This is a genomic window from Chromobacterium sp. LK11 (assembly GCF_001043705.1).
Classification (GTDB): Bacteria; Pseudomonadota; Gammaproteobacteria; order Burkholderiales; family Chromobacteriaceae; genus Chromobacterium; species Chromobacterium alkanivorans.
Map to the genome: position 1 here is coordinate 138,192 of NZ_LDUR01000015.1, position 24,266 is coordinate 162,457.

A 24,266-nucleotide genomic window follows, 5' to 3' on the forward strand; every position below is an offset into this window, starting at 1 on the left:
CGCTCAATGCACCAGCAGGGATTTGAGTTGCCAGGCGGAACGGTTGTAATACAGCTCCGAACGCAGCTCTTCTTGCGAGTCGTAGGGATAGACGATGAACAAGGGCCCTTTTTCCCGCACCGGCATCGGCTTGCCGTTCATCTGAGTCGCCAGGATCACGTCGAAACGGCTGGCGTCGTCAAAGGGGATGTCGGTCTTGTAGTCGTTCAGCGCCACCGCCTTCAACAATTTGCCGTGGGCGCCGGCGGCGGCCAGCACATCGCGCAACAAGGGCCCCGAGAAGCGGGTCAGGCCCGGATACCAGGGGGTATGGGTGCTGAAGCTGCGCTGCGGCAGCTTGCCTAGCATCGCCATGTCGAAGGCCGCGGCGTCGCCCTGGTTTCTTTGACCGACGCCGCCGCTGATCACCAGCACCACCTTGCCGGTGGGCTTGGCCAAAACGTCGGCCGCGGCGGCCAAGGGCGCCGCGGCCGCCAGGCCGAGCAGCAACAACAGGATTCCAAGTCGTCTCATGGTTTTCTCGCTTAGCTGTGCGCTGTTATGAATACCCAATCCCGCGCCGACTGCGGCACGCCTCCGCCGCAACTCGTCAGCCATTCGGCAAAGGAGGCTTCGTCTACCGGCGGGGAGATCAGGGAACCTTGAGCGGCCGATACGCCGAACTCGCGGCACAGCGCCCACTCGGCCTCGGACGCCACGCCCTCGGCCACCACTTTCAAACCCAGCCGGCGTCCCAGTTCGACGCTGGCCAGGAAAATGGAACGGTTGGTGGAGTTGCCCGCCGCGTCGATGACGAAGCCCTTGTCTATCTTCAGCTCCGTGAACGGGATGCGCGCCAGCCGGTCCATGCTGGCGAAGCCGGTGCCGAAATCGTCAATCGCCAGGCCCGCTCCCTTCAAACGCAAGCGGGTCATGATTTCCAGCGCCGAGGCCGGGTCCGCCATCACGCCGCTTTCCGTGACTTCGAACGTCACCCGGGACATCTCCAGGCCGGCTTCGCGCGCAATCGAGACCAAAGAGGCCACCAGGCTGGAGTCCTTCAAGGATTGCATGGAAAGATTGACCGACATGTCCAGGCGCCGCCGCGCGTCCAGACGCTTCAGCGCCTGCGACGCCTCCGCGAACAGACGCTTGGTCATCTGCGTGATCAGGCCGCTCTGTTCGGCCAGCTCGATGAACTGCAGCGGGCCGAGCAGGCCCAGTTGCGGATGCAGCCAGCGCGCCAGCACCTCCACGCTCAGCACCCGACCGCTGGCGACGTCCACCTGCGGCTGGAAAAACGGCACCACTTCGCCGCGCTCTATGCCCAGGCGCAATTCTTCGCTGTTGATCCGCTCCATGGGCAGGCAAACCGCCTCCCCCGTCGCGATGGGCGCGGCCAGCATCGCCAGCAGCTGCTCCGGATCCACCGGCTTGGGCAAGACGCCGCACAAGCGCAAGGCGTACATCCGCGCCAGATCCGCCACGCTGTCCAGCACCCTCTCGTCGAAACCGCTGGTGATCAGCAATTTGCCGCGATAAGCCCTCTCGCCCAAGTGGCGGACGAATTCGACGCCGTCCATGCGCGGCATGTCCAGGTCGCAAAAAATCAGGTCGAAAGCCCGGTCGCCGGCGTCCAGCTGCATCAGCGCGTCCAGACCGTCCACCGCCTCGGAAATCTTGCTCATGCCCACCTGGCGCAACACCGCGATCAGGAATTGCCGGGACACGGCTTCGTCGTCAACCACCAAGATTTGCGGCATCGCCTCCCCCGTCTGTCCCATCCCGTGCTGGCTGTTGTCGCTACCGGCGCCCGCTGCGGGCCCGCGCGACCGGCCCGCGCGGCGCAGCTCTACGCCGCACGGCGATCCGGGTCCCGTTTTTGCCCCTATTAGTATTTAAATAGCCCGCGGCCTCCGTCTTTTCCAGCCGGCGCGCCCGACATCCCCCGGCGGACTCAGCCTCCCCAGGCGGCCGGCCGCGCCGCGGCGGCCAACTCCGCGCGCATTTCCAGCGCCAGTTGCCAGACCTTGCGCGCCAGCGGCGACAAGGAGCGATTGGGCCGTTTGATCAGCACGATGCGGCGCGTTTCCACCGGCAGCAGCGGCAATACGCTCAGGCCGCAGCCGGCGGGCGGCGGCATGGCCAGCCCCGGCGTGACGCTGAGGCCCAAGCCGGCCGCCACCATGCGGAACACCGATTGGGAATGCCCCAATTGCTGCGCCACTTCGCAAGCCAGGCCGTGCCGGGCCAGCAGTTCGTCGATCAACCGACGGCTGCCGGAGCTGTGATCCAGCAACACCAGCGGCTGGCCGTCCAGCTGCGCCCAATGCGCCGCCGCCTGGCCGGCCAAGGCGTGGTCCTTGCGGCACACCAGCCAGAAGTCGTCCTCCAGCAGGGGCTCGCTTTCCAGCGGCGCCGCCGCGTCGGGCTCCACCACCAGGCCGAAATCCACCTGCCCGCTCGCGACCGCGTCGATGTTCAGCCGCTGCACCTGGTCGTGCAGCACCAGCCGCAGTTGCGGGTAAAGCCGCCGGCAACGCGCGATCAACAAAGGCATCAGGCTGGCCGACAAGGTGGGGCTGCTGGCCACGTGCACCACGCCGTGGGCCTGCGCGCCCTCCATCCGGGCTTCGCTCAAGGCTTCTTGCAGCGCTTCCAGCACTCGCATCAGCTTCCCTTGCAACCGGCGGGCCGCCGCGGTGGGCTCCACCTCGCGCGTGGTGCGGTCGAACAAGCGCAAGTCCAAGGCCTGCTCCAGCTCCCTCACCGCGCGGCTGACCGCCGGCTGGGTCAAGCCCAGCGCGTCGCCGGCGCGGCTGAAGCCGCCCAGTTCGATCACGGCCTGGAAGACCCGCAATTGGCGCAAAGTCACATTCATATCAATTACTCATGAATAGATCAGATAAATGCATTTGTATTCTCAATTGCGCTGCGGTTCAATAGCGGCTTCCCTGCCATCGCCGCATCGCCCCATGCCCAAACTACTCGACGCCTTCACCCTGTCCCTGCTCGCCACCGTCGCGCTGGCTTCCGTTCTGCCCTGCTCCGGCGACGTCGCCGCCGCGTTCAACCTCGTCACCAATCTGGCGATCGCGCTGCTGTTCTTCCTGCACGGCGCCAAGCTGTCGCGCGAGGCGGTGCTGGCCGGCGCCGCGCATTGGCGGCTGCACCTGCTGGTGCTGGGCTGCACCTTCCTGCTGTTTCCGGCGCTCGGCCTGGCCTTGCAACCGGCCTTGCAGCCGCTGCTGACGCCTGAGCTCTACCTGGGCGTGCTCTATCTGTGCATGCTGCCTTCCACCGTGCAGTCGTCCATCGCCTTCACCTCCATGGCGCAGGGCAATGTGCCTGCCGCCATCTGCAGCGCCACCGCCTCCAACATCCTGGGCATCTTCATCACGCCGCTGCTGGTCAGCCTGCTGGTGGTCAAACACCACGGCGCCGGCCAGGGCTGGGGGCCGGTGCTGGACATCGTGATGCAATTGCTGCTGCCCTTCGTCGCCGGCCAGATCGCCCGGCGCTGGATAGGCGGCTGGGTGGACCGCAACAAGGGCCTGCTGCGCTACGTCGATCAGGGCTCCATCCTGCTGGTGGTCTACACCGCCTTCAGCGCCGCGGTGATCAGCGGGCTGTGGCGGCAGACGCCGCCGCAGGCGCTGGCCGCGCTGTTGCTGGTCAATCTGGTGCTGCTCGGCCTGCTGCTGGCCATCACCATGCTGCTGAGCCGCAAGCTGGGCTTCTCGCGCGCGGATCAGATCACCATCGTGTTCTGCGGGTCCAAGAAAAGCCTGGCCAGCGGCGTGCCGATGGCCAAGGTGCTGTTCGCCGCGCCGATGCTGGGCTCCATCGTGTTGCCGCTGATGCTGTTCCACCAGATCCAGTTGATGGCCTGCGCGGCGCTGGCGCAGCGCTACCGCCGGCAGCAACCGACGGCGGAGTCTCGTTAAAAAGACAACGCCCCGCTCGGATTCGAGCGGGGCGTTGCGCGGACATGGCCGGGACGCTTATAGGTCGTTGATCCAGGCCTGCTCCTTCAGGTGCTTGAGCTGGTCGCGCAGGCCGGCCGCCTTTTCGAACTCCAGATTGCGCGCGGCCTCCATCATTTCCTTCTCCAGGCGCTTGATTTCCTTGGCCAGGGATTTTTCGTCCATCATCGCCACGCGGGCGTTGTCCACCAGCTTCTTGCGTTCGTCCTCCACGCTGTAGACGCCGTCGATGATGTCCTTGATCTTCTTCTCCACGCCCTTGGGAACAATGCCGTGCTCGGCGTTGAAGGCCATCTGCTTGGCGCGGCGGCGCTCGGTCTCGTCCATCGCCCGCTTCATCGAGTCGGTGATGCGGTCGGCGTAGAGCAAGGCCTTGCCGTTGAGGTTGCGCGCGGCGCGGCCTATGGTCTGGATCAGCGAGCGGTCCGAGCGCAGGAAGCCTTCCTTGTCCGCGTCCAGGATCGCCACCAGGCTGACTTCCGGGATGTCCAGGCCTTCGCGCAGCAGATTGATGCCGATCAGCACGTCGAACACGCCCAGGCGCAGGTCGCGGATGATTTCCACCCGCTCCACGGTGTCGATGTCGCTGTGCAGATAGCGCACCTTGATGCCGTGCTCGGTGTAGTAGTCGGCCAGTTGCTCGGCCATGCGCTTGGTCAGCGTGGTGACCAGCACGCGCTCGCCCTTCTCCATCCGCAGGCGGATCTCGGACAGCAGGTCGTCCACCTGGGTGCCCACCGGCCGCACTTCCATCACCGGGTCCACCAGGCCGGTGGGGCGCACCACCTGTTCCACCACCTGGCCGGCGTGTTCTTTCTCGTAGTTGGCCGGCGTGGCGGACACGAACACGGTTTGCGGCATCAGCAATTCGAATTCGTGGAATTTCAGCGGCCGGTTGTCGGCGGCCGACGGCAGGCGGAAGCCGTACTCCACCAGATTGGCCTTGCGCGCGGCGTCGCCCTTGTACATGGCGCCGACCTGGGGCACGGTGACATGGGATTCGTCGATGAACATCAAGGCGTTCTTGGGCAGGTAGTCGATCAGCGTAGGCGGCGGATCCCCGGGCCCGCGGCCGGAGAAATGCCGCGAGTAGTTTTCAATGCCTTTGCAAAACCCCATCTCGTACAGCATCTCCAGATCGAAGCGGGTGCGCTGCTCCAGGCGCTGCGCCTCCACCAGCTTGCCGTCTTTCTGGTAGCGCTCGATGCGCTCGCGCAGTTCTTCCTTGATATGTTCGCAGGCGCGCAGCACGGTGTCGCGCGGCGTCACGTAGTGGCTGGACGGAAACACGGTGAAGCGCCCCACCCGCTGCTTGGTCGTCCCGGTCAGCGGGTCGAACAGGGTCAGCGTTTCCACTTCGTCGTCGAACATGCTGACGCGCAGCGCGGTGTCGCTGCTTTCCGCCGGGTAGATGTCGATCACGTCGCCGCGCACGCGGAAGGTGCCGCGGCCGAAGTCCATGTCGTTGCGGTCGTACTGCATGGTGGTCAGCCGGCTGATGATGTCGCGCTGCGCCAGCGTCTCCCCCTCCTTCAGATGCAGAATCATCTGATGGTAGTCGGAGGGGTCGCCGATGCCGTAGATGGCGGAGACGGTGGCGACGATGATGCAGTCCGGCCGCTCCAGAATGGATTTGGTCGCCGACAAGCGCATCTGCTCGATGTGCTCGTTGATGCTGGAGTCTTTTTCGATGAAAAGATCGCGACTGGGCACATAGGCTTCCGGCTGGTAGTAATCGTAATAAGACACGAAATACTCGACGGCGTTTTCCGGGAAAAACTCGCGCATCTCGCTGTAAAGCTGCGCCGCCAGCGTCTTGTTGTGCGCCATGATGATGGCCGGACGTCCGCTTTGCGCGATGACGTTGGCCATGGTGTAGGTTTTGCCGGAACCCGTGACCCCCAGCAGGGTCTGGTAGGACAGGCCGTCGTCCAGCCCTTCCAGCAGTTGGGCGATGGCGCCCGGCTGATCGCCGGCAGGCTCGAATGGTTGATGCAGTTTGAACGGACTGTTGGGATAGGTGCGCAGCATGGGTCGAGACATCGGAGGAGATAGCCTGATTCTACGCGCTTCCCCCTTGGTTCACACCCCCGACGCGACTGCATATAAAAAAGCTGCGATTCAGGCTATACACAGTCAAAACATTGTTTAAAATACAGTCAGACCGAGCATAAAACACGGCTTGCGGCGCAGACGCCGCGAGCCTATTTTTCGGTCCGAGATTCGTCAATATCCGCTCTCCCTGGAGTGAAGCATGATCAAGAAAATTGCAAGCCTGCTGGTATCCGCGGCGTTAGCCATGCCGGTGCTGGCAGGTTCGCCGTCCAGCGTGATGGTGGCCTCGCAGATGGCCGACCTGTCCGTTCCGCGGCTGAATTCGCATTCCGTACTGGTGCTCAACGGCATCTCCGGCGAACCCTTGTACCAGAAGAACATCCACCAACGCATGCCTATCGCCTCGATCACCAAACTGATGACGGCGATGGTGCTGCTGGATTCCGGCGCTTCGCTGGACCAGGAGGTGACCGTGTCCGACGCCGAGATCGACCGGGTGAAAAACACCTCCTCGCGCCTGGCGGTGGGCACCACGCTCAGCCGCAAGGAAATGCTGCTGCTGGCGCTGATGTCGTCTGAAAACCGCGCCGCCGCCACGCTGGCCCGCACCGCCCTGCCCGGCGGCAGCGCCACCTTCGTGGAGCGAATGAACCGCAAGGCGCGCAGCCTGGGCATGAGCGAAACCATCTTCTACGACGCCACCGGCCTGGACATGCGCAACACCTCCACCGCCGCCGACCTCGCCCGCATGGTCCGCGCCGCGCACGGCTATCCGCTGATCCGCGCCTTCACCACCACGGAGAAACATCAGATTCAATCGGTCAGCCGCCGCGTGCTGCAATACAAGAACAGCAACGCGCTGGTGCGCGAAGGCGACTGGGAGATCTCCCTGCAAAAAACCGGCTACATCCAGGAGGCCGGCCGCTGCATGGTGTTGCAGGCCACAGTGGGTTCGCAGCCTCTGATCATCGTGCTGCTGGCCGCCGGCGGCAGCGCCGCCCGCGTCAACGACGCCAAGAGCATCAAGACCTGGCTGGAGGCGCATCCCGGCAGCTGGCTGGCCGGCTGAGTCCGCCGCCTCCAAACGAAAACGGCCCTTCCGTCAACTGACGGAAGGGCCGTTTTCATTGCATTCGCTTACATATAACGCAAGTCGAACTGGGCCAGGCCGTTGGCCGAACCCGGCTTGATCCCGCCTTCCTGCCCCTGCGGCACCGGCGCGCGGGTAGATTCGTACATCGCGTTGAAACGCAGGGTGTTGCTGCCGTTGGTCAAACCCACCAGCGGCGAATACTGGCCCAGCACGATGTCGCCGCCGCCCGGCCCCATCAGGCGGATGCCCACGCCGGCGGCGCTGCCGTTGATCGCCATCAGCTCGCCGTTGTCGCGGTCGGCCTCTCCGTTGAAGCGCACCGCCACCGTGGTCATGGTGTCGATGGAGCACTCGGTCAGCCGGATGTCGAACGCCACCGGGCGGGAGCGGTCGCCGATCTTGCGGAACATCTGCGAGGACACCAGACCCATGCCCACTTCCAGGCTCTGCGAGTTGGGATCCAGGCCGCAGGCGCTCAACACCAGCTCGCCGAAAACGTTCAAGGTGCCGTCCGCCGCCTGCGCCAACGGCGCCGCCAGCGACAAAGCCAGCACCATAGCCTTGAATTTCATTGCTCCACTCCTTAGAACCTGTTCAAAGTCTGCTGCGCTTCAGCGATACCTTGAACAGGCTCTTACGCCAATTCAGTTCGCCGTCTCGCCACCCTCATACCAGAGGGCTCAAGCCGCTCAGATATAATCCAGATCGATATTGACCGTGCCCTGGAACGGGCCTTCTTCCACCTTGCCCATATTGGTGGGAACGATGGTGGCGAACATCGGCACGGTTTTCTGACGGTCGCCCTTGAAAAACTCCGCCAGGAACTCCGACTGCTCCAGCCGCAGCTGACGTCCGTCGCCGTAAAACAGTTGCAAGCCAAGCCCGCTATCCGAGTTGTCCTTCTTTTTCACCAGGGTGGCGGTATAGGTATCCGCCTTGCCGTTGATGCCGCGGAAATAGCCGTTGACCTTGACAGGGTCGTCGCAGGTTTTCTCAAGCTTCAGGGCAAAGTCCCTGCGCGGCACCGCCGGGTTGAGCCCCTTGACGGTTTTGGCGATTTTGCCGAAGTCCAAAGCGTTGCTTGCCGGATTCAGGCTGACCTTCACCGCGCACTGGATAAAGCGGATCTTGTCCAAGCCGGTGACCTTGTAAACCAAGTTGCTGCCCTTGATGTCGTTGATCCCGCCGACCCCGTCGAACTGCAAGACCTCAAACTGCGACTTGCCGACGCTCCCATTGCCGGGATACGGCGTCTTGGTGGCGATCACCACCTGGAAGCTCAAGGAGAAATCCGTTGTCGGGCACTGATTCAATGCGATATTGGACGGGCACTTCGGAATGACCTGGCCCGTCGCAATCCGCAGATTGGGGTCGAAATTGGGCCGCCCGTTATACATCACGCCAAACTGCACCCCTTGCGGAGAACTGTCCTTGCGCGGATTAGGATAGAAGAACACCTCCTCCGCCTCACGCAAGCCATTATGGTCCTTGTAGCAAGAGACATTGACCGTGCGCACCGAGGAGTGCCAGATGATCTCGCCGCTTGGCAAGGTGATGGGCACCGCCACCGTGGAGCCGATGTCCTCGGTAATCATCACGCTGCCATTGCGCCCCCCTTCCTTGCACGCCAAAGCGTGACTCAAGGCCGGCAGCATGGCCAGCGCGGCCATCAACAGCAAACGCGGCAAACGACGATTCAACATGGGCTCTCCCTGCGCAGTGCGCCTGCGCAATTATTTCTTGTCTTCGCGGTACTGGCAGCTGCCATTCGCGCAAACGAAGGTAAAGGTGTCCTGAGCGCCGAAATCATTGATATTGCTCAGCTTCAGGCTGGCCGGCAGCGCCTTCAGCGCAAAGCTGGCCTCGCCCTTGGGCGGCACCATCAGGCCGTCCATATCGCGCGGCTTCTTGTCGCCGGGCAATTCCAAGCCCACCAGGGTCAGGTGGTACGGGCTGGGGTTCTTGAACACCAGCTTGCCGGCGGCGGCGTCGAAGCTCAGCTGCAGCTTGTTGGCCGGGTTTTCGCCGCGCGGCAATTGCGCTTCCTTGGGACGGTAGAACACCTTGATCCGCGACTTGATCGCCAGTTGCAGCACATTGTCCTTGTCGCTCTTGGGCGGGACTTCCTGCACGTTCAGATAAAACAGCGACTCCCGGTCCGCCGGCAGGCTGGGGTCGGGGATGCGGCTCAGGCGCACCACGCCCTTCTCGCCGGCCTCGATGCGCTGCAGCGGCGGCAACACCAGGAAGGGCGAGGCCAGACGCTTGCCTTCGCCGTCGCTGAGCCAGGATTGAACCAGATAAGGCTGCTCCGGATTCTTGTTGCTCAGCACCATGCTGACGTTCTTGTCCTGCTCCAGATAAATCATCCGGGTGCGGTCCAGCAGGATGTTGGCCTGCGCCGCCAGCGGCGCGGTCAGCGCGGCCAGCACGCCCGCCAGCCCCAGTGCGCGATGAAGAGTGTTCATATCGATTCCTTATTCTTTATTCTGCTAGAGGCGTGCACATCATGTCGCGGCCGCCCTGGCTCAGATCGTAATCGGCCGGCAGCGGGTCCACGCGGCAACGCGTCTTGCCCCAGGAAATTTCCAGCTTGGGCGCCGGGCTCAAGCCGGTGACGAAGGTCAGGCCGCCGTCGCCCACCATGCCGACGTCGCGCTTGCCGGCCACATCGCTCACGGTGGCGCCCAAAGGCGGCATTTTGCCATCCGGCAGCCGCACCGTCAGCAAGGCCTTGCGCCCCACTTTGACCGGGAACTCGGTGCGCCCCACCGCGCCTTCGGTCAACACCACGCGGCGCACCGCGGAACTGGCTTCCACCGAATCCGGCATATTGTCGTCGTCCAGGCGCACGTCCTGGCTGTAATACGGCGCCACGCTGCTGAGCATGGCGTAGCCGTTGCGGTCGGTCTGCGCCGACACGCCGTAGACCGGCACGCCGGCCACGCCGTCGGTGTCCACCAGCATGCGGGTTTCGCCGCCGTAGCTGTTGCCCATGGTCAGGCCGCCGGCGTGCAGCACCAGCGAGCTGCCCATCCCGGCGGACAGGCTGCTGTAACCGCCCTGCTGCTTGCTGGCCGACACGTCGGCCTGCATCACGCGGCCGGTGTAATGATAATCGCCGGACACCAAGGGCTTGCCGGAGTTGGTGTCCGCGCTCATCGCCACGTTGTAGCTGTGGTTGGGCTTGCTGCTGTCCGAGTAACGGACGGTGTGATTGGTGTTGCCGGCGCTGCCCTGAACGTCGTAGCCGATGCGGCGGTTGTTCTCAAGCGGCATGCTCAAGCCCAGGTAAACGCGGTTGCTGCTGCCGGTCTGGTCGCGCAGGTTCTGCACCGACAGATTGAGGCTGACGTTGCGCAAGGAGCCGATATTGACGTCGCGGCTCAGCGACAGATCCACGCGCTGGGTGGCGGCGGCGTTCCAATAAGTGGATTTTTCAGCCGACAGAAACACATTGGTCTGGCCGAAAGTCTTGCTGGCGGTCATGCCCACCCGCTGCTTGTCGCTGATATAGTTCTGGCCGTCCAGATCGCTGAGGAATTGGCCGAAGGAACGGAAGTTGCGGTCCGAGAAGCGGTAGCCGAACAGGCGGATATCCGCGTCCAGGCTTTCGAACTTCTTGGCGTAGTTGAAACGGTAAGAACGGCCGGCCATGTTCAGGCCGCCGCGCATCTGGGCGTTGGCCTGGGTCACGTCGGCGGACAAAGCGCCCCAGTTGCCGAGATCCTTGGCGAAGCCCATCGCCAGCGAACGGTAGTCCGCGGATGCGATGAAGCCGCTGTACAGCGACAAGGTCTGCGTCAGGCCGTAAGACGCCTCGGCGCTGGCCACGCTCGGGTGCGACGCGCTGCCGTTCTGATCCGCCTGGCCGATGGCGGCCTTGTAACGCCACATGCCGTTGCGCGTCAGGAAGGGCACCGAGGCGGTGTTGACGGTAAAGGTTTGCTGGCTGCCGTCGGCCTCCTCCACGGTCACATCCAGCTGCCCTTGCGTGCTGCTGTTCAGATCGCGGATGGAAAACGGGCCCGGCGGCACATTGGTGGTATAGAGCACCCGCCCTTGGTTGCGGATGGTCACCTTGGCGTTGGTCTTGGCCACGCCGTTGACCTGAGGCGCATAGCCGCGCAGGCTTTGCGGAATCATGCGGTCGTCGCTGTTCAGCGTGGCGCCGCGCATGGAGAAGGCGTCGAAGATCTCGGAAGTCTTGAACACTTCGCCCAGGGTCAGGCGCGCCTGCATGCCGCGCAGATCGCGATACACCTGGGTATTGTTCCAGCTCAGACGGCTGCGGTTAGTCGCGCTGTCGTCGTATTGATAATTGGAGCGCAAACGCCAGGGGCCGGCGTTGGCGCCGGCCACGCCGTAGCTGGTGGTCTTGCTGCTGCTGGCGCCAAGACCGTTGTCGGTGCGCTGATAAAATACGCGGTAATCCAGCATCGCCGCCGGCACGCCGTCGTTCCAGGTTTCCGGCGGCGCGTAGTCTTCATCGCGATACGCCAGTTCCGCCTGCGGCACCGAGATGTCCAGGCGCGCGTTGCTCTTGCTGTAACGCACTTTGGCGGCGCTGACCGCCGACAAATCAACGCATTGCTCGTTCTGCGGCCAGACAATGCCGGAACGCAGGCCAAGCTGGCGGATCAACTCCGGCGGCAGACAAGGACGCACGGTCTGATCCGCGCCTTCCGGACGGAAATCCAGTTCCAGCTGCTGCAAAAAGCGCTGGTTCAAATACACGTCGGCGATATAGCGGCCCGGCACGATGTAGCCGGCCTGCTCGAACTGCTCCAGGCTCACGCTGCTGCTCGGGTCCAGCTGCAAAAAGGCGTCGTTGAACTCCACCGCATGCGCAATGCAAGGGCCGAGCGTCAGCGCCACTGCCACAATGTAAATGCGATGCTTGTTCATGCCTGCCGATATCCCGATTAAGTGCGCGCCGCCCGCGGCGGCCTTGCCTGAAACACGCCGTCGCGTCGAAACGCGCCGGCCTTGAATCTGTCCCGTCAGGCAATGACGAAGCCGCGCCGCTTGTCAGGCGCAGATATTCTTGCCTTGGGGGAATGCTTGCAGATGACTATCCTCATGCCCTGGTTTGCAGACTACTCATTGCTGACAGCGGACAAACCAGGCCGATCATCACCTAGGCGAGGAGACCGTCAGGGCACAAGGAAACAGGGGCCGGAACCTTGCGTGGTTCCGTTTTTGAATCGAACTGCGGCTTACTTGTACTGCAGATCGAATACGGCGAAGGCATCGGCTTGACCCGGGGTCACGGCAACTGCGTCGCCGGTTTTGCCGTCGGCTTCGTATGCGGCGCTGAAGTTCAGGGTGTTGTTGCCGTCAACCAGGTTCAGAGCAGTGCCGTACTGGTTCAGCTTGATCTGGTCGCCGTTGTTGGTGTTCACCAGACGAACGCCCACGCCCTTGGCGCCGCCGCTCTTCAGAGCCATCAGTTCGTTGTTGGTGCCAGCGGTGCCGGAGAACATCACAGCCACGGTCTTCAGCGTGGTGGTGGTGCAGTCGGTCAGGGTCATTTGGAACGGGGTCGGAGCCGAACGGTCGCCCACTTTCTTGAACACGTGGGTCGGCACTTTGCCCAGACCCACTTCCAGGTTCACGCTCTTGGAATCCAGACCGCAAGCGGCGGTAACGATTTCGCCCTTAACGTCCAGGGTGCCGGCGGCGGCGAAAATGGAGGAAGCGGCAACAGCCATCAGGGAACCAGCAAATACAAATTTTTTCATTCTTGACTCCGACTAAGGTAATCATTCTCAAACCGCACAGCAGCCTCGCTTGCCGCGTCGCGGACCATCCGCCAGTGCTGACCTGCAGTACTGGAACGCAGACGCATAGTAGCAAGCCGACTCATTGCGTAGGTTTTTTTGTTTCATATTAAATTTTTTATTTAAAATGTACGCAAAAACCCGCCTCGTCGACTTTAAACGATTTGATGAATCAATCTTGAATATTTGTTTTATTTCAGGGGTTTGTTAAGGATTGGGCGATATTTGCAATAAAACAACACTTCAAATGAAGAAAACCCACACGAATCATGCCGTGTGGGTTTTTTGCTGAATTATTGAGCAGTTTTGGACTGCGATCAGAAGTAGTTGACCACCAGATTCACCGCGCCGGCCCGAGCGGTGGCGCTGCGCAGCAAATCGCGGCTGCTGAACTGGTTCTCGCCTTTGCGCACGTTCAGGCTGGCGATCTTGCCTTGCTGGGCGGCGGCTTCGCTGTCCAGCGTCAGTTTGGCCGGGCTGGCGCATTGATTGAGTTCAAGGGCCGGCTTCGCGCGGGCCGCGTCGGCGCTGGCCACTTCGTGGGTTTGGGCGCTGCAGCCGCCTTCAACGATGGCGCCGTAGAAATGGATTTGGCCGCCTTGGGCCATTGCTGCGGTGGAAAGAGCGGAAAGCAGGGCTGCCAGTCCAAGTGCGTGCAGACGTTTCATTTTCGACCTTCCTTTCCAAATCCCGCAATTAGTAAGCAATCAGTTTTAGGTTTCTGCTTTTTTTATAAGCTCAACCGGTTCAATTGCATTCTAGTACAAGTGGTATTTAAATTGAAAGGGCTATTTGATAGTTTTTATTACAAGTTATTTTGTTTTAGAATTAACACATTCTTACTAATCAATGGCGGTTTAAGCAGGAAACAGTTAAATACATCAAATGACGACGTCTGATTATCGTTATGGCACAAACTGGGCGCGTCCGCCGCCGACTCAAGTTGGCCAATGCGGGGGGGCGGAACAGATCAAGGGAATGACGGCGACAAAAAAGGGACGGCAAGCCGTCCCTTGGTTTCGCAGCCCCGAGCGCCGGGGCGAATGACTGAGCGATGTCAAGGCATCAGCGGCCAGGTATCGCTGCCCTTCCCATTGTCTTTTCTCGTCGGCGCGGCCGGCTTCGAACCGGGCGCCCGTCCCGGCCGCGGCCGGTCGAAGTATTTTTCCAGCAAGGCGTCCAGGATGGCGGAGGTCTCGGCATCCGGCACGCCGTCGTAGCGCGCGGGCCGGAAATGCATCTGGAAAGCCGCCACCACGTCCTGGCTCTCCTTATCCAGCGTGCCGGTTTGCGGCGCTTCGTAGCCGTAATCCAGCAAGCGTTTCTGCAAACCCCTTACGTCGCCGCGATAAGGCGCCTGCCGCAGGTAGAACGCTACCGCCTCGCGCTCCGGCCAGGCGCCGATATTGTAGTCGCGGTACAAACGCTCCCAGGGGAACTTGGGCCCGGGATCCACCTTGCGCCCCGGCGACACGTCGGAGTGCCCCACCACTTTGTGCGGCGGAATCTGATGCCGCGCGATGATGTCCGCCGCCAACTGCGCCACAACCGAAACCTGCGCCTTGTCGAAGTCGAACCACTGCCGCTGCATCAAGGGCAGTTCGTCCTCTGCCGGCGACGGATACCCCAGGTTGACGATCTCGATGCCGATGGAGCTGGAGTTGATCAACCGGTCCCCCTGCCAGTAACTGCGCCCGGCATGCCAGGCTCTGCGCTCCTCCGGCACCAATTGGTACACCTTGTTGGACATGCCCAGCAGCGCGGCGTCCGGCACCAGATAATGCGCGCTGGCGCCGTGCTGACCCTGCGTCAGCATTTCCAAAGCCAGACCATTGGGCACGGCGGTGTAGTGGAAGACCAGGTTGCGCACCCTGGAATCCTGATTCTCGGAAAGCAGGCTGGCGTCGACCCGATAGCTTTTGGCCGTTCCGGCCGCGCTGGCGCAAGCGGAGCTCAATGCGCTGGCCGCCAACGGTGCCAGCAGGGGCAAGGCCCCGGTCCATCCCAAAATGTGTCTTCTGCTAATCATTTTCCATTCAACCTTATCGTCAGGCGTGCCCGCGGTCGTTTCCCGGCGCACGCTGCAAAGGTAGAGCTTTTTGACTAATAAATAGTTCCAATTACGATAATCGCATGATAAATGCTATTTAATTAATATAAAACGCCGCGGCTTGGCGCCAAACCATGAATCCAGGCTTGCCAGCCCCCCGATCCTGATTTAGATTGCGCTGCGACTCATGGGAAACCTGCATTGAGACTTTCGGCGTTCAAATTCATCTCCCGGCTGGCCCTGCTGCTGTTCATCCTCTGCCAGGCCTTGCCGCTCGCCGGCGCCGTCGCTCACGCCGACGGCGCGCTCAGCCGCGCCGGCTCCTCCTATGCCGCCGGCTCGACGCCAGCGGCAAACGGCGGCCACGCGCACTGCGCCGGCAGTCCGAGCGGTTGCGGAGAGTGCCAGGCCTTGCCCAGCGCAAGCCCGGTCATGACGACGAACGCGGCGAAGCCGGACTGGCCCGACTACACAGACGCCCTGCCCCTGCGGCTGCCGCACGCGCCTCCGCGCCGGCCGCCTCGCATCTGAGCGTTCCGCCTTCTTTATCTAGCAAACGCGCCGCGCTCGCCGCGGCCGCGCGCCGGCATCGCGCCGGCCTGACTTCGCTTGGGACTACCACATATGAATGTAATCATCGGCTACCTCGTCGTAATCGGCATGATCTTCGGCGCCTTCCTGCTCCACGGCGGCGCCATCGGCGCCATTCTCTCCGCGATGCCCACCGAAATGATGGCGATCCTGGGCGGCGCGCTCGGCGCCTTCATCGTCGCCAACCAGACCAAGAACCTGAAAGCGGTGGCGCGCGCGCTGCCCGCCGCGCTCAAGGGCTCGCGCCACGACAAGGCCCGCGCGCTGGATTTGCTCAGCCTGCTGTACGAATTGCAGGTCAAGGCGCGCAAGGAAGGCATGATGGCCCTGGAGGCCGATGTCGACGCGCCGCAGCAGAGCCCGATCTTCAACAAGTATCCGGCCATCGCCGGCGACCACCACGCGCTAGGCTTCATCCGCGACTACCTGCGCATCATGGTCAGCGGCAATCTGAACGCCTTCGAGATAGAAAACCTGATGGACGTGGAGCTGGACACCCACCATCAGGAAGGCATGGCGCCCATCGCCGCCATCCAGCGCCTGGGCGACGCCTTGCCGGCCTTCGGCATCGTCGCCGCCGTGCTGGGCGTGGTCAACACCATGGCTTCGGTCGGCGCGCCGCCGGCGGTGCTGGGCGGCATGATAGGCTCGGCGCTGGTGGGCACCTTCCTCGGCATCTTGCTGTCCTACGGCATGGTGTCGCCGCTGGGCGCGCTGCTGGAACAGAAGCTGGACGAGGACAGCAAGGAATTGCAATGCATCAAGACCGTGCTGCTGGCCGGCATGCAGGGCTATCCGCCGCCCAGCGCCATCGAGTTCGGCCGCAAGGTGCTGTTTTCCAGCGAGCGGCCGGAATTCGAGGAGCTGGAGCAGCGCATCAAGAGCCTGCGCTAGACTCGCTGGCCAAGGGAATCAGTTCCGCGGCGTCCACCCCCAGGCCGAACTCGCCGCCAAGCCGCAACTCCGCGCCCAGGCTCGCCGCCTCGCGCGCGGACAAGCTCAGACACAGCCGCCCCGCCTGCGCCGCCACCTCAACGCGGGCGCCGTCCGCCAGCCAGGTCAGCGATTCTATCCGCGCCAGCGGCTGCTGCGGCCCCAGCCGCAACGCGTGCCCCGGCACCACGGCGTGCTCCAACACGTTTTCATAGCCGATGAAGCGCGCCAGCCACGCATTCGCCGGCCTGGCCAGCAATTGTCGCGGCGCGGCGCATTGCACGATGCGCCCCTGGTGCAGCACGGCGGCGCGGTGCGCCATCGCGAACGCCTCCTCCCGGTCATGCGTGACCAGGATGGCCGGTATCCCCGACTCCGCCAGCAACTGCGCGAACTCCGCTTGCAGCTGGCCGCGCAAATGCGCGTCCAGGCTGGAAAACGGCTCGTCCAGCAACAAGAGCCGCGGCCGGGTCACCAGCGCGCGCGCCAGCGCCACCCGCTGCTGCTCGCCGCCGGACAAGGTCCAGACCTTGCGCCGCTGATAGCCGCCCAGCCCCAGCCGCTCCAGCATCGCCGCCGCCGCGCCGGCGGCCTGGGCTCGGGACTGCCCGCGCTCGATCAGGCCGAACATCACATTGCCCGCCACGTCCAGATGCGGAAACAGGGCGAAATCCTGGAACATCAGCGCGAAGCCGCGCCGCTCCGGCGGCAGGCCGGTGATGTCCTCGCCGTCGAAACGAACGGCGCCGCCGTCCAGCGGCAGCAGGCCGGCGATGATTTTCAGCAAGCTGCTTTTGCCGCAGCCGGACGGCCCCAGCAGGGCCAGGGTCTCCCCGGCCGCCACCTGCAGCGATACGCCGTCCGCCGCCACCCGCGCGCCGAAACGCTTTTCAATTGCTCTGAGCTCAAGCACGCCCATCTCCTTTCTCCGGTTCGCCCGGCCGCGCCGCGCCGCTTTCGATCACGGCGAAGGCCAGCGTCGCCAGCACCATCAGCAGGCCCGACAACAACATCGCCGCGTCCGCGTTGGCCTGGCCGGGCCGGCCTAGCTTCTGATAAATCAAGGTGGTCAGGGTCAGCCATTCCGGCCGGGACAGGAACAAGGTGACCGCGAACTCCCCCACCGCGGTGGCGGCGGCGAAGGCCAGGCCGCGCCGCAGGGCGGGCTGAAGCAGGGGCCAGATCACCCGCCGGAACGCCCGCCAGGGACTGGCGCCCAAGGAGCGCGCCGCCTGCGCCAGCTGTTCCGGCATGCCGTCCAGCGCCGCGCCGGCGGCCTTGGCGACGAAGGGATAGGCCAACAAGACATAGGCCGCCAGCAGCATGCTCAGATCTGCGCTCCAGCGCGGATACAGCAGCAGCAGGCCAAAGGCCACGCATACCGGCGACACCACAAAGGGCAGAAACGCCAGGGTCCGCAGCCACAGCCAGCGCCCGGCGGCCAGCGCGTGGCACAGGCCCAGCAGGCCGGACAGCAACACGGTCAGCAAGGTGAAGCGCGCCGAATTGAACAAGGCCAGCCGCAGCTCCTCGTCCCATAGCGCGGTCAGGCCGTCGAGCGCGGACAGCGCTTTCCACAGCACCGCCAGCAAGGGCAAGCCGGCGAAGGCCAGCAAGATGGCGAGGGCCGCCGTCAGCCAGGCCCGCTCCGTCCACGTCCGCGCGGGCGCCGGGAGCAGCGGCTCGCAAGGCGTCGGCACGCCCAGCCGCGCCTCCAGCCAGGCGTAGATCGCGGCGACGCCGCCGGCCACCAACAGGCTCAGCAGCGCCAGCGCGCCGGCGTCGGCCAGGTTCAGCTCATACGCCACCAGCGTGTAGATTTCGACTTCCACCGTCGCATAGCGCTGGCCGCCCAGCAGCAAGGCCAGGCCGAAACCGGAGAAGCAATACAGGAAGACCAGGCAAAGATTGGGCAACAGCCAGGGCAGCGCCGCCGGCCATTCCACGCGCCAGAACGCGCGCCAGCGGCCGGCGCCCAGGCTGCGGGCCGCGGCCAGCCGGCTGGCCGGCACTTGGGCGAAGCCGTCGGCGGCGGCACGAATCACCAGCGGCAGATTGAAGAACAGATTGCCGTACAGCAACAGCCAGGGCGAGTCCTGCAGATTCAGCCCGCTCAAGCCCTGCGGGCCGAACAGCGCCAACACGCCGACGCCGGCGACCAGGGTGGGCATCACGAAAGGCAGCATCAGCAGGCGCAGCGCCAGGCCGCGCCCGGCGAAGCGGAAGCGCGCCAGCGCCCACGCCGCCGGCACGCCTAGCAGCAAGGCCAGCACGCAGGTCGCCCCGCCCTGCAGCAGCGACCACAGCATGCGCCAGCGCAGATAGGAATCGCTCAGCAAACCGAAGGACGGCAGCCCGCCGCCCTCCTGCAGCAGCCGCGCCAGCGGCGAGGCGGACATCGCCAGCAAAAACAGCAAGGGAGGCGCCGCCAGCAACAGGCGGCTCCGACGGCTCAACATCAAGACTGCGTTCCCTTCAGCGGCCAACGGGCGGTCAACACATCCTCCACCCCGTCCTCGTCCGCGCTCTGCCCCGCCTTGACGAAGCCTAGTCCGGCGGCCAGCGCTTGCGACGGCAGATTGTCCGGCGCGATGGACAGCACCAACCGCGTCGCGCCGGCCAGGGCCGCCCAGGCGCCCATCGCCAGCACCGCCTCGCGGGCGTAACCCTGGCGGCGGTAATCCGGATAAATCGTATAGCCCAGCTCCACGTCGCCGTAGCCGCCCAGATAAGGATGGCCGGGCAAGGAGTGGAAATTGGCGTGGCCAACCATCGCCATGTCTTCGCGTCGCAACAGCGCCCGCACCGACCACGGCGCATAGGCCGGGTCCTGGGCGATATCGTCCAGGCGCAAGGCCATCAGCGCCTGCTCGTCCAGCCAGGCCGCCGCCAGCGGCGCGCCCAGCCATTCGGCCGCCGTCTCCGGCTCGCCGGCCAGGCAACTGCGCAATACGCGCGGGTCCAGATGCCGCAGCAACAGCCGCGGCGATTCGATATCGGGGATCATTGGCCGCCTTTCAAAACGATCCTGGTCCAGCGCGCCACCCACTGACGCGAGCGCTCGGCGATCGCCTTGCTGTCCGGGGTGTCGTGCGCGGCCGGCTGTTCGGCGAAACGGTAGACCGGATCCAGGGCCACCTTGTCCATCACCGGATACATCCACATGGTGGTGGTCACGTCTTTCTGCACCGCCTCGGAGCGCAGGAAGGCGATGAACTTCTCGCCCAGCGCCGCTTCCTTGCCGCCCTTGACCAGGGCCGCGCCCTCCACCTGACGGAACACTCCGCCTTTCAGCGGCAGATTGCCGGTGGGCGCGTCGTTCAGCTTCTGTTTGCTGTAGAACACCTCGGCCGCCGGGCTGGTGACGTAGCTGACCACCAGCGGCCGGCTGCCGCCGTTCTTGGAAAAATCGGTGTAATAGGACTCGCTCCAACCCTTGCTGACCTTGAGCCCGTTGTCGCGCAAACGGCCCCAGAAGGCGAAGGCCTTGTCCTCGCCCATGGCGGCGACGGTGGACAGCATGAAGGCGAGGCCCGGGCTGGAAGTGGCCGGATTCTGCACCACCAGCAGGTTCTTGTAGGCCGGCTTGGTCAAATCCTCCAGCGTTTTGGGCAGCGCCAGTTGGCGCTGTGCGAACCAGGCCTTGTCGTAATTGAGCGTGACGTAGCCGTAATCTATGCTCACCGCGCCGGGCAGGACGGCCTTGCCGCCCTGGGCCAGCGCCGCCGGCACCGGCGCCAGCACTCCGGCCTGCTGCGCCTTGCCGATCAGGCTGTTGTCGATGCCGAACACCACATCGGCGATGGGATTGGCCTTGGTCAGGATCAGCTTGTTCAGCATCTCGCCGGCGTCTCCGGCCTTGATGATGGACACCTTGGCGCCGTTCTGTTTTTCAAACTCGGCCAGCAAGGGTTTGGACACCGTGAACGAGCTGTGCGACAGCACGCGCAACTCCGCCGCCGACGCGCTCAGGCTGGCGGCCGCCAGCGCGGCTGCGATCAAAGAGGGAAAACACTTCATGGACATCTCCGTACACAATGACAATTGGCCGGAGCAAGCGGAATGCGGGCCGCGCCCGCGCATCACGCTCCCTCCGCTGGCATGACCCAGATCAGGTTGCAGGGTATTTTCTCAGCCCGCGCCGCGGACACCCCTGGTGACAGCGCGCCAGTATACCGCAGCGGCCGCGCGCTGACAGCCAACACTCTTTAACAGAGTCGGCCGGCGGCTTAACACGCCGACGACAAGCGCCTTCTAAGCTGAATGCATGCCTGCGCCCACGCCGGGCGCCCCGGGAGACCATGTTTGAACCCCATGCCGACCCTATGCCGATCGCTGATGACAGCGGCGTCCGCCATCCCTGACATCGCCAAGGCCAGGCGCCGCGCCGCGTCCGCCCTCTTGCTGGCCGCGCTCTGCCTGCCGGCGCTGGCCCAGGCCGGCATCGGCGTCGCCGGCGCGCGCCACTTGCTGTCCCGGACCGGTTTCGGCGCCAACCCGGCGCAAATCGCCGTCTACGCGCCGCTGAGCCGCGAAGCCGCGGTGGACCGGTTGCTGGCCAATACCCGCGCCAGCGCCGCCACGCCGCCGCCGGCCTGGGTCGACGAAGCCTTCGAGCGGCCGGGACAACCCAATCTGAGCGAGGACGAGAAGAAAGCGCTGCAAAAGCTGCGCGCCGAGCACGCGGTGGAACTGAGCGGCTGGTGGCTGAACGAGATGCGCTACACCTCGTCGCCGCTCAGCGAAAAAATGACTTTGTTCTGGCACAACCACTTCGTCTCCGCGCTGGACAAGGTGCGCTCGCCGCAACTGATGTATCGACAAAACCTCTTGTTGCGCCAATACGCGCTGGGCAATTTCGGCGACATGCTGCACGCCGTCGCCCGCGATCCAGCGATGATGCGCTATCTGGACACCGCCAATAACCGCAAGGGCCAGCCCAATGAGAACTTCGCGCGCGAAGTGATGGAGCTGTTCACCCTGGGCGAAGGCCATTACAGCGAACAGGACATCCGTGAAGCCGCCCGCGCCTTCACCGGCTGGGGGCTGGATCGCGACGAGCGCTTCGTCAAGCGCCCGCGCTTGCACGACGACGGCGACAAGCTGATCTTCGGCCAGCGCGGCGATTTCGACGGCGACGCCGTGCTGGACCTGCTGCTGCAACAGCCGGCCGTCGCCGACTTCATCACCGCCAAGCTGTGGAAGGCCTTCATTTCGCCCCAGCCGGACCCTGCCGCCGTCAAACGGCTGGCCGCCGGCTTCCGCAACAGCCGCTACGAAATCAAGCCCCTGCTGCGCGCGATGTTGCTGAGCCCCCAGTTCTGGAACAGCCAGGGCCAGTTGGTGAAGTCGCCGCTGGAACTGACCCTAGGCACGCTGGTCACCTTCGACCTCAGCCCGCCGGACTGGCGCGCGCTGGCCGGGCTCAACCGCCAACTGGGCCAGGACGTGTTCGCGCCGCCCAACGTCAAAGGCTGGCCGGGCGGCGAAGCCTGGATCAACAGCGCCACCTTGCTGAGCCGCAAACAGTTTCTGGACCGCATCGCCCGCGACGCCGCGCCAGCGCGCAACGCCTTTGCGCTGCCGGACGGCGGCATGAACGAAATGCAAGGCCGCGAGGCGCGCATCAACCGGCTGGCGGCCGCCGGTCTGCGCTCGCTCAAGCTGCAGCCTGACGAATGGAGCGCCATCTATCAGATCCGCAGCGCTCAGGACGCCGCCAAATTCTTGCTGGCGCTGCCGCCGGCCAATCCCCTGCCCGACTCCCTCAGCGGCGCGCAAGCCATCGCCCCGCTGCTGCTGGACCCGGTTTACCAAGTCCATTGAGAGGTCCCGCCATGTTCCAGCGACGCCAATTTCTCAAAGCCATGGCCGGCGGCCTGATGGTGTCCGTGCTGCCCAATCTGAGCTGGGCGCTGGCGCCGGCCGGCTATCAGCGCCTGCTGGTGCTGATCGAGCTCAAAGGCGGCAACGACGGCCTCAACACCATCGTCCCCTACGCCAGCGCCGACTATTACCGGCTGCGCCCCGGCATCGCCATTCCCCGCGAGCAAGTGCTGCCGCTGGACGAACGCCTGGGCCTGCACCCGGCCATGGCCGGCCTGCTCCCGCTGTGGCAGCAACAGGAACTGGCGGTGTTGCAAGGCGTTGGCTATCCCGACCCCAACCTGTCCCACTTCCGTTCCATCGAAATCTGGGAAACCGCGTCCAATAGCCAGCAATACCTGAGCGAGGGCTGGTTGAGCCGGCTGTTCCGCGAACAGCCGACGCCGCGCGGCTTCGCCGCCGACGGCGTGGTGCTGTCCAGCCAGGCGCTGGGTCCGCTGGACGGCGGCGCGCGCGCGGTGGTGCTGAGCAATCCGCAAGATTTCGCGCGCCAGGCCAAGCTGGCGGCGGACCAGGGCCGCGCCGGCGCCAACGGCGCGCTGGGCCACATCCTCAAAGTGGAGGGCGACATCCGCCAGGCCGCCGCCGAGCTGGGCCAGCCGGCCAAGCCCGTGGCCGCGGCGGATTCGCCTATGGCCGCGCCGCGGCCGGCCGGAGCTTTCGCCCAGGCCGTTTCCACCCTGGCCGACACCCTGTCGCGCGGCGTGTCCATCGCCGTGGCCCGCATCACGCTGACCGGCTTCGACACCCACGGCAACCAGCTTCCCACCCAGGCCAGGCTGCTCGGCGAACTGGCCGACGGCATCGCCCTGCTGCGCGCGCGCTTGCAGGCGCAAGGGCGCTGGGACGACACCCTGGTGCTCAGCTACGCCGAATTCGGCCGCCGTCCGCGCGAAAACGGCAACCGCGGCACCGACCACGGCACCGCCAACGTCCATTTCGCCGCCGGCGGCCGTGTGCGCGGCGGCCTGTACGGCCAAAGCCCGCCGCTGGCCGGCGTCGACGACGGCAATCTACCCTGCGCCATCGACTTCCGCCAGGTCTACGCCACCGCCATCCAGAGCTGGTGGGGCAAGGACGCCCGCAATGTGCTGGGCGGCCGTTTCGCCCCCCTGCCCATTCTCAAGACATGAAAAAAGCCGGCCCCTGAGGGCCGGCCGTCTACAGAGATCAACTCAGCGATTTACTTCCAGCTGGACGCCAACACCGGCTGCAAGGCCGCCTGGTAGTTGTCCGGCAGGTTGACCTGGCCCGCGGCCGGCGGATTGAACGCCGCCATCGCGTTGACCAGCGCCTGCACCTGACTGGCCGCCAACGCCTTGCCGTCGCCGGACTGGAGAGTCTCGATCTGGTTCGCGGCATTGCCGAACCAGTTATTGATCGACACCTTGTCATCGGTGCCTATCACGCTGACCTCCAGGCTGGCGCCCTGGCGCTTGAACCACAGCTGATCGGCATTGACGCCCTGGCCGAACTTCAGCACGTCCTGACCGCCGGTGTCGGTGATGCCATCCTGGCCATCGCCGCGCTCGAACAGATAGGTGTCGTTGCCGTTGCCGCCCTCGAGTACGTCGTTGCCGCGGCCGCCGACCAACAGATCATTGCCCTCGCCGCCGTACAGCGCGTCATGGCCGCCGTTGCCGACCAGCCAATCGTCAAGCGCGCCGCCGCGCAGCGTATCGCCCAGCTCGGTGCCCAACAAGGGCACGCCCTGCTTCATCAGCTGTTCAGCCGTCCACTTCACGCCGGAAGCGAAGGTGATCTGTTCGATCCAGTTCAGCTGATCGCCGAACCAATCCTTCACCGTCACGCTGTCCTGGCCGTTGATATGGCGGAACACCATGTCGTTGCCGCTACGCAGCACCTGGATATCGCTTTCCTTGATGTCGGCGCCGAACACCAGTTCATCC

22 protein-coding genes and 1 riboswitch are annotated in these 24,266 nt (G+C 64.5%); of the genes, 6 read left to right on the forward strand and 16 right to left on the reverse strand.

Annotated elements, in window-relative coordinates:
* Window positions 1-3 precede the first annotated feature (3 nt).
* The 3 genes from VK98_RS10635 to VK98_RS10645 form a co-directional block, all read right to left on the reverse strand.
* On the reverse strand, window positions 4-513 hold the full coding sequence (locus VK98_RS10635) for a molybdopterin-dependent oxidoreductase (RefSeq protein WP_048413995.1): 510 nt from the start codon (window positions 511-513) through the stop codon (window positions 4-6).
* 11 nt (window positions 514-524) lie between these two features.
* Window positions 525-1,742, reverse strand: a complete 1,218-nt coding sequence (locus tag VK98_RS10640; RefSeq protein ID WP_053077331.1) for an EAL domain-containing protein — start codon at window positions 1,740-1,742, stop codon at window positions 525-527.
* Window positions 1,743-1,936: 194 nt separating this feature from the next.
* Window positions 1,937-2,860, reverse strand: a complete 924-nt coding sequence (locus VK98_RS10645) for a LysR family transcriptional regulator (protein ID WP_048413996.1) — start codon at window positions 2,858-2,860, stop codon at window positions 1,937-1,939.
* Between the two features lie 94 nt (window positions 2,861-2,954).
* Here VK98_RS10645 and VK98_RS10650 point away from each other — a divergent pair, with 94 nt between their 5' ends.
* Entirely contained in the window at window positions 2,955-3,926 is a 972-nt protein-coding gene (locus VK98_RS10650) for a bile acid:sodium symporter family protein (protein WP_048413997.1), read from the forward strand.
* A 57-nt stretch (window positions 3,927-3,983) separates the two neighbouring features.
* Here VK98_RS10650 and uvrB read toward each other — a convergent pair whose 3' ends face one another.
* The gene (uvrB, locus tag VK98_RS10655; protein WP_048413998.1) at window positions 3,984-5,996 is read right to left on the reverse strand and encodes an excinuclease ABC subunit UvrB; all 2,013 of its coding nucleotides are present in this window, start codon (window positions 5,994-5,996) and stop codon (window positions 3,984-3,986) included.
* Window positions 5,997-6,219: 223 nt separating this feature from the next.
* On the opposite strand from uvrB, the gene VK98_RS10660 reads away from it, so the two are divergent.
* A complete protein-coding gene (locus VK98_RS10660) occupies window positions 6,220-7,089 on the forward strand; it encodes a D-alanyl-D-alanine carboxypeptidase family protein (RefSeq protein ID WP_048413999.1) in 870 nt (289 codons plus the stop codon).
* Between the two features lie 68 nt (window positions 7,090-7,157).
* Here VK98_RS10660 and VK98_RS10665 read toward each other — a convergent pair whose 3' ends face one another.
* From VK98_RS10665 to VK98_RS10695, 7 genes are all read right to left on the reverse strand, one after another.
* Window positions 7,158-7,685: a fimbrial protein gene (locus tag VK98_RS10665; RefSeq protein WP_048414000.1), complete on the reverse strand. Its 528-nt coding sequence runs from the start codon at window positions 7,683-7,685 to the stop codon at window positions 7,158-7,160.
* A 117-nt stretch (window positions 7,686-7,802) separates the two neighbouring features.
* Complete coding sequence (locus tag VK98_RS10670) at window positions 7,803-8,816, reverse strand: fimbrial protein (RefSeq protein WP_082158901.1); 1,014 nt, start codon at window positions 8,814-8,816, stop codon at window positions 7,803-7,805.
* Window positions 8,817-8,846: 30 nt separating this feature from the next.
* Entirely contained in the window at window positions 8,847-9,581 is a 735-nt protein-coding gene (locus tag VK98_RS10675; RefSeq protein WP_048414002.1) for a molecular chaperone, read from the reverse strand.
* A gap of 16 nt (window positions 9,582-9,597) precedes the next feature.
* Window positions 9,598-12,021 carry a fimbria/pilus outer membrane usher protein gene (locus VK98_RS10680; RefSeq protein ID WP_048414003.1) on the reverse strand — a complete coding sequence of 808 codons (2,424 nt, stop codon included), beginning with the start codon at window positions 12,019-12,021 and terminating at the stop codon, window positions 9,598-9,600.
* 311 nt (window positions 12,022-12,332) lie between these two features.
* On the reverse strand, window positions 12,333-12,857 hold the full coding sequence (locus VK98_RS10685) for a fimbrial protein (RefSeq protein WP_048414004.1): 525 nt from the start codon (window positions 12,855-12,857) through the stop codon (window positions 12,333-12,335).
* A 356-nt stretch (window positions 12,858-13,213) separates the two neighbouring features.
* Window positions 13,214-13,564: a hypothetical protein gene (locus VK98_RS10690; protein WP_156187821.1), complete on the reverse strand. Its 351-nt coding sequence runs from the start codon at window positions 13,562-13,564 to the stop codon at window positions 13,214-13,216.
* Between the two features lie 389 nt (window positions 13,565-13,953).
* On the reverse strand, window positions 13,954-14,886 hold the full coding sequence (locus VK98_RS10695; protein ID WP_197083023.1) for an N-acetylmuramoyl-L-alanine amidase: 933 nt from the start codon (window positions 14,884-14,886) through the stop codon (window positions 13,954-13,956).
* A 261-nt stretch (window positions 14,887-15,147) separates the two neighbouring features.
* Here VK98_RS10695 and VK98_RS10700 point away from each other — a divergent pair, with 261 nt between their 5' ends.
* Together VK98_RS10700 and motA are read left to right on the forward strand one after the other, a co-directional pair.
* Entirely contained in the window at window positions 15,148-15,477 is a 330-nt protein-coding gene (locus VK98_RS10700) for a hypothetical protein (protein ID WP_048414007.1), read from the forward strand.
* 93 nt (window positions 15,478-15,570) lie between these two features.
* Window positions 15,571-16,431: a flagellar motor stator protein MotA gene (gene motA / locus VK98_RS10705; RefSeq protein WP_048414008.1), complete on the forward strand. Its 861-nt coding sequence runs from the start codon at window positions 15,571-15,573 to the stop codon at window positions 16,429-16,431.
* Here motA and VK98_RS10710 read toward each other — a convergent pair.
* From VK98_RS10710 to VK98_RS10725, 4 genes are read right to left on the reverse strand one after another with little or no spacing between them, the layout of a single operon-like run.
* Window positions 16,415-17,383, reverse strand: a complete 969-nt coding sequence (locus tag VK98_RS10710; RefSeq protein ID WP_048414035.1) for an ABC transporter ATP-binding protein — start codon at window positions 17,381-17,383, stop codon at window positions 16,415-16,417. The genes motA and VK98_RS10710 overlap by 17 nt on opposite strands.
* Entirely contained in the window at window positions 17,376-18,929 is a 1,554-nt protein-coding gene (locus VK98_RS10715; RefSeq protein ID WP_048414009.1) for an iron ABC transporter permease, read from the reverse strand. The genes VK98_RS10710 and VK98_RS10715 overlap by 8 nt, the downstream gene beginning before the upstream one ends.
* The gene (locus VK98_RS10720) at window positions 18,929-19,477 is read right to left on the reverse strand and encodes a GNAT family N-acetyltransferase (protein WP_053077333.1); all 549 of its coding nucleotides are present in this window, start codon (window positions 19,475-19,477) and stop codon (window positions 18,929-18,931) included. The genes VK98_RS10715 and VK98_RS10720 overlap by 1 nt, the downstream gene beginning before the upstream one ends.
* Window positions 19,474-20,490, reverse strand: a complete 1,017-nt coding sequence (locus VK98_RS10725; RefSeq protein WP_048414010.1) for a thiamine ABC transporter substrate binding subunit — start codon at window positions 20,488-20,490, stop codon at window positions 19,474-19,476. The genes VK98_RS10720 and VK98_RS10725 overlap by 4 nt, the downstream gene beginning before the upstream one ends.
* Window positions 20,491-20,540: 50 nt before the next feature.
* Window positions 20,541-20,635, reverse strand: a riboswitch (TPP riboswitch).
* Window positions 20,636-20,808: 173 nt separating this feature from the next.
* Between VK98_RS10725 and VK98_RS10730 the strand changes: the two genes are divergently transcribed.
* Both VK98_RS10730 and VK98_RS10735 read left to right on the forward strand, forming a co-directional pair.
* Window positions 20,809-22,296, forward strand: coding sequence for a DUF1800 family protein (locus tag VK98_RS10730; RefSeq protein WP_231589251.1), 1,488 nt, complete (start codon window positions 20,809-20,811; stop codon window positions 22,294-22,296).
* A gap of 11 nt (window positions 22,297-22,307) precedes the next feature.
* Window positions 22,308-23,489, forward strand: a complete 1,182-nt coding sequence (locus tag VK98_RS10735; RefSeq protein ID WP_048414011.1) for a DUF1501 domain-containing protein — start codon at window positions 22,308-22,310, stop codon at window positions 23,487-23,489.
* A gap of 50 nt (window positions 23,490-23,539) precedes the next feature.
* Here VK98_RS10735 and VK98_RS24425 read toward each other — a convergent pair.
* Window positions 23,540-24,266: calcium-binding protein (locus tag VK98_RS24425; protein ID WP_197083024.1), on the reverse strand; the 727-nt coding region annotated here is incomplete at its 5' end.

Excerpts from the sequence above, each read along its gene's own strand:
- VK98_RS10635 (WP_048413995.1), bottom strand. The coding sequence starts at position 513 with ATGAGACGACTTGGAATCCTGTTGTTGCTGCTCGGCCTGGCGGCCGCG.
- VK98_RS10730 (WP_231589251.1), top strand. The coding sequence starts at position 20,809 with ATGACAGCGGCGTCCGCCATCCCTGACATCGCCAAGGCCAGGCGCCGC.
- uvrB (WP_048413998.1), bottom strand. The coding sequence starts at position 5,996 with ATGCTGCGCACCTATCCCAACAGTCCGTTCAAACTGCATCAACCATTC.
- VK98_RS10725 (WP_048414010.1), bottom strand. The coding sequence starts at position 20,490 with ATGAAGTGTTTTCCCTCTTTGATCGCAGCCGCGCTGGCGGCCGCCAGC.
- VK98_RS10685 (WP_048414004.1), bottom strand. The coding sequence starts at position 12,857 with ATGAAAAAATTTGTATTTGCTGGTTCCCTGATGGCTGTTGCCGCTTCC.
- VK98_RS10665 (WP_048414000.1), bottom strand. The coding sequence starts at position 7,685 with ATGAAATTCAAGGCTATGGTGCTGGCTTTGTCGCTGGCGGCGCCGTTG.
- VK98_RS10690 (WP_156187821.1), bottom strand. The coding sequence starts at position 13,564 with ATGAAACGTCTGCACGCACTTGGACTGGCAGCCCTGCTTTCCGCTCTT.
- VK98_RS10680 (WP_048414003.1), bottom strand. The coding sequence starts at position 12,021 with ATGAACAAGCATCGCATTTACATTGTGGCAGTGGCGCTGACGCTCGGC.
- VK98_RS10735 (WP_048414011.1), top strand. The coding sequence starts at position 22,308 with ATGTTCCAGCGACGCCAATTTCTCAAAGCCATGGCCGGCGGCCTGATG.
- VK98_RS10660 (WP_048413999.1), top strand. The coding sequence starts at position 6,220 with ATGATCAAGAAAATTGCAAGCCTGCTGGTATCCGCGGCGTTAGCCATG.
- VK98_RS10675 (WP_048414002.1), bottom strand. The coding sequence starts at position 9,581 with ATGAACACTCTTCATCGCGCACTGGGGCTGGCGGGCGTGCTGGCCGCG.
- VK98_RS10645 (WP_048413996.1), bottom strand. The coding sequence starts at position 2,860 with ATGAATGTGACTTTGCGCCAATTGCGGGTCTTCCAGGCCGTGATCGAA.
- VK98_RS10650 (WP_048413997.1), top strand. The coding sequence starts at position 2,955 with ATGCCCAAACTACTCGACGCCTTCACCCTGTCCCTGCTCGCCACCGTC.
- VK98_RS10715 (WP_048414009.1), bottom strand. The coding sequence starts at position 18,929 with ATGTTGAGCCGTCGGAGCCGCCTGTTGCTGGCGGCGCCTCCCTTGCTG.
- VK98_RS10670 (WP_082158901.1), bottom strand. The coding sequence starts at position 8,816 with ATGTTGAATCGTCGTTTGCCGCGTTTGCTGTTGATGGCCGCGCTGGCC.
- VK98_RS10720 (WP_053077333.1), bottom strand. The coding sequence starts at position 19,477 with ATGATCCCCGATATCGAATCGCCGCGGCTGTTGCTGCGGCATCTGGAC.
- motA (WP_048414008.1), top strand. The coding sequence starts at position 15,571 with ATGAATGTAATCATCGGCTACCTCGTCGTAATCGGCATGATCTTCGGC.
- VK98_RS10640 (WP_053077331.1), bottom strand. The coding sequence starts at position 1,742 with ATGCCGCAAATCTTGGTGGTTGACGACGAAGCCGTGTCCCGGCAATTC.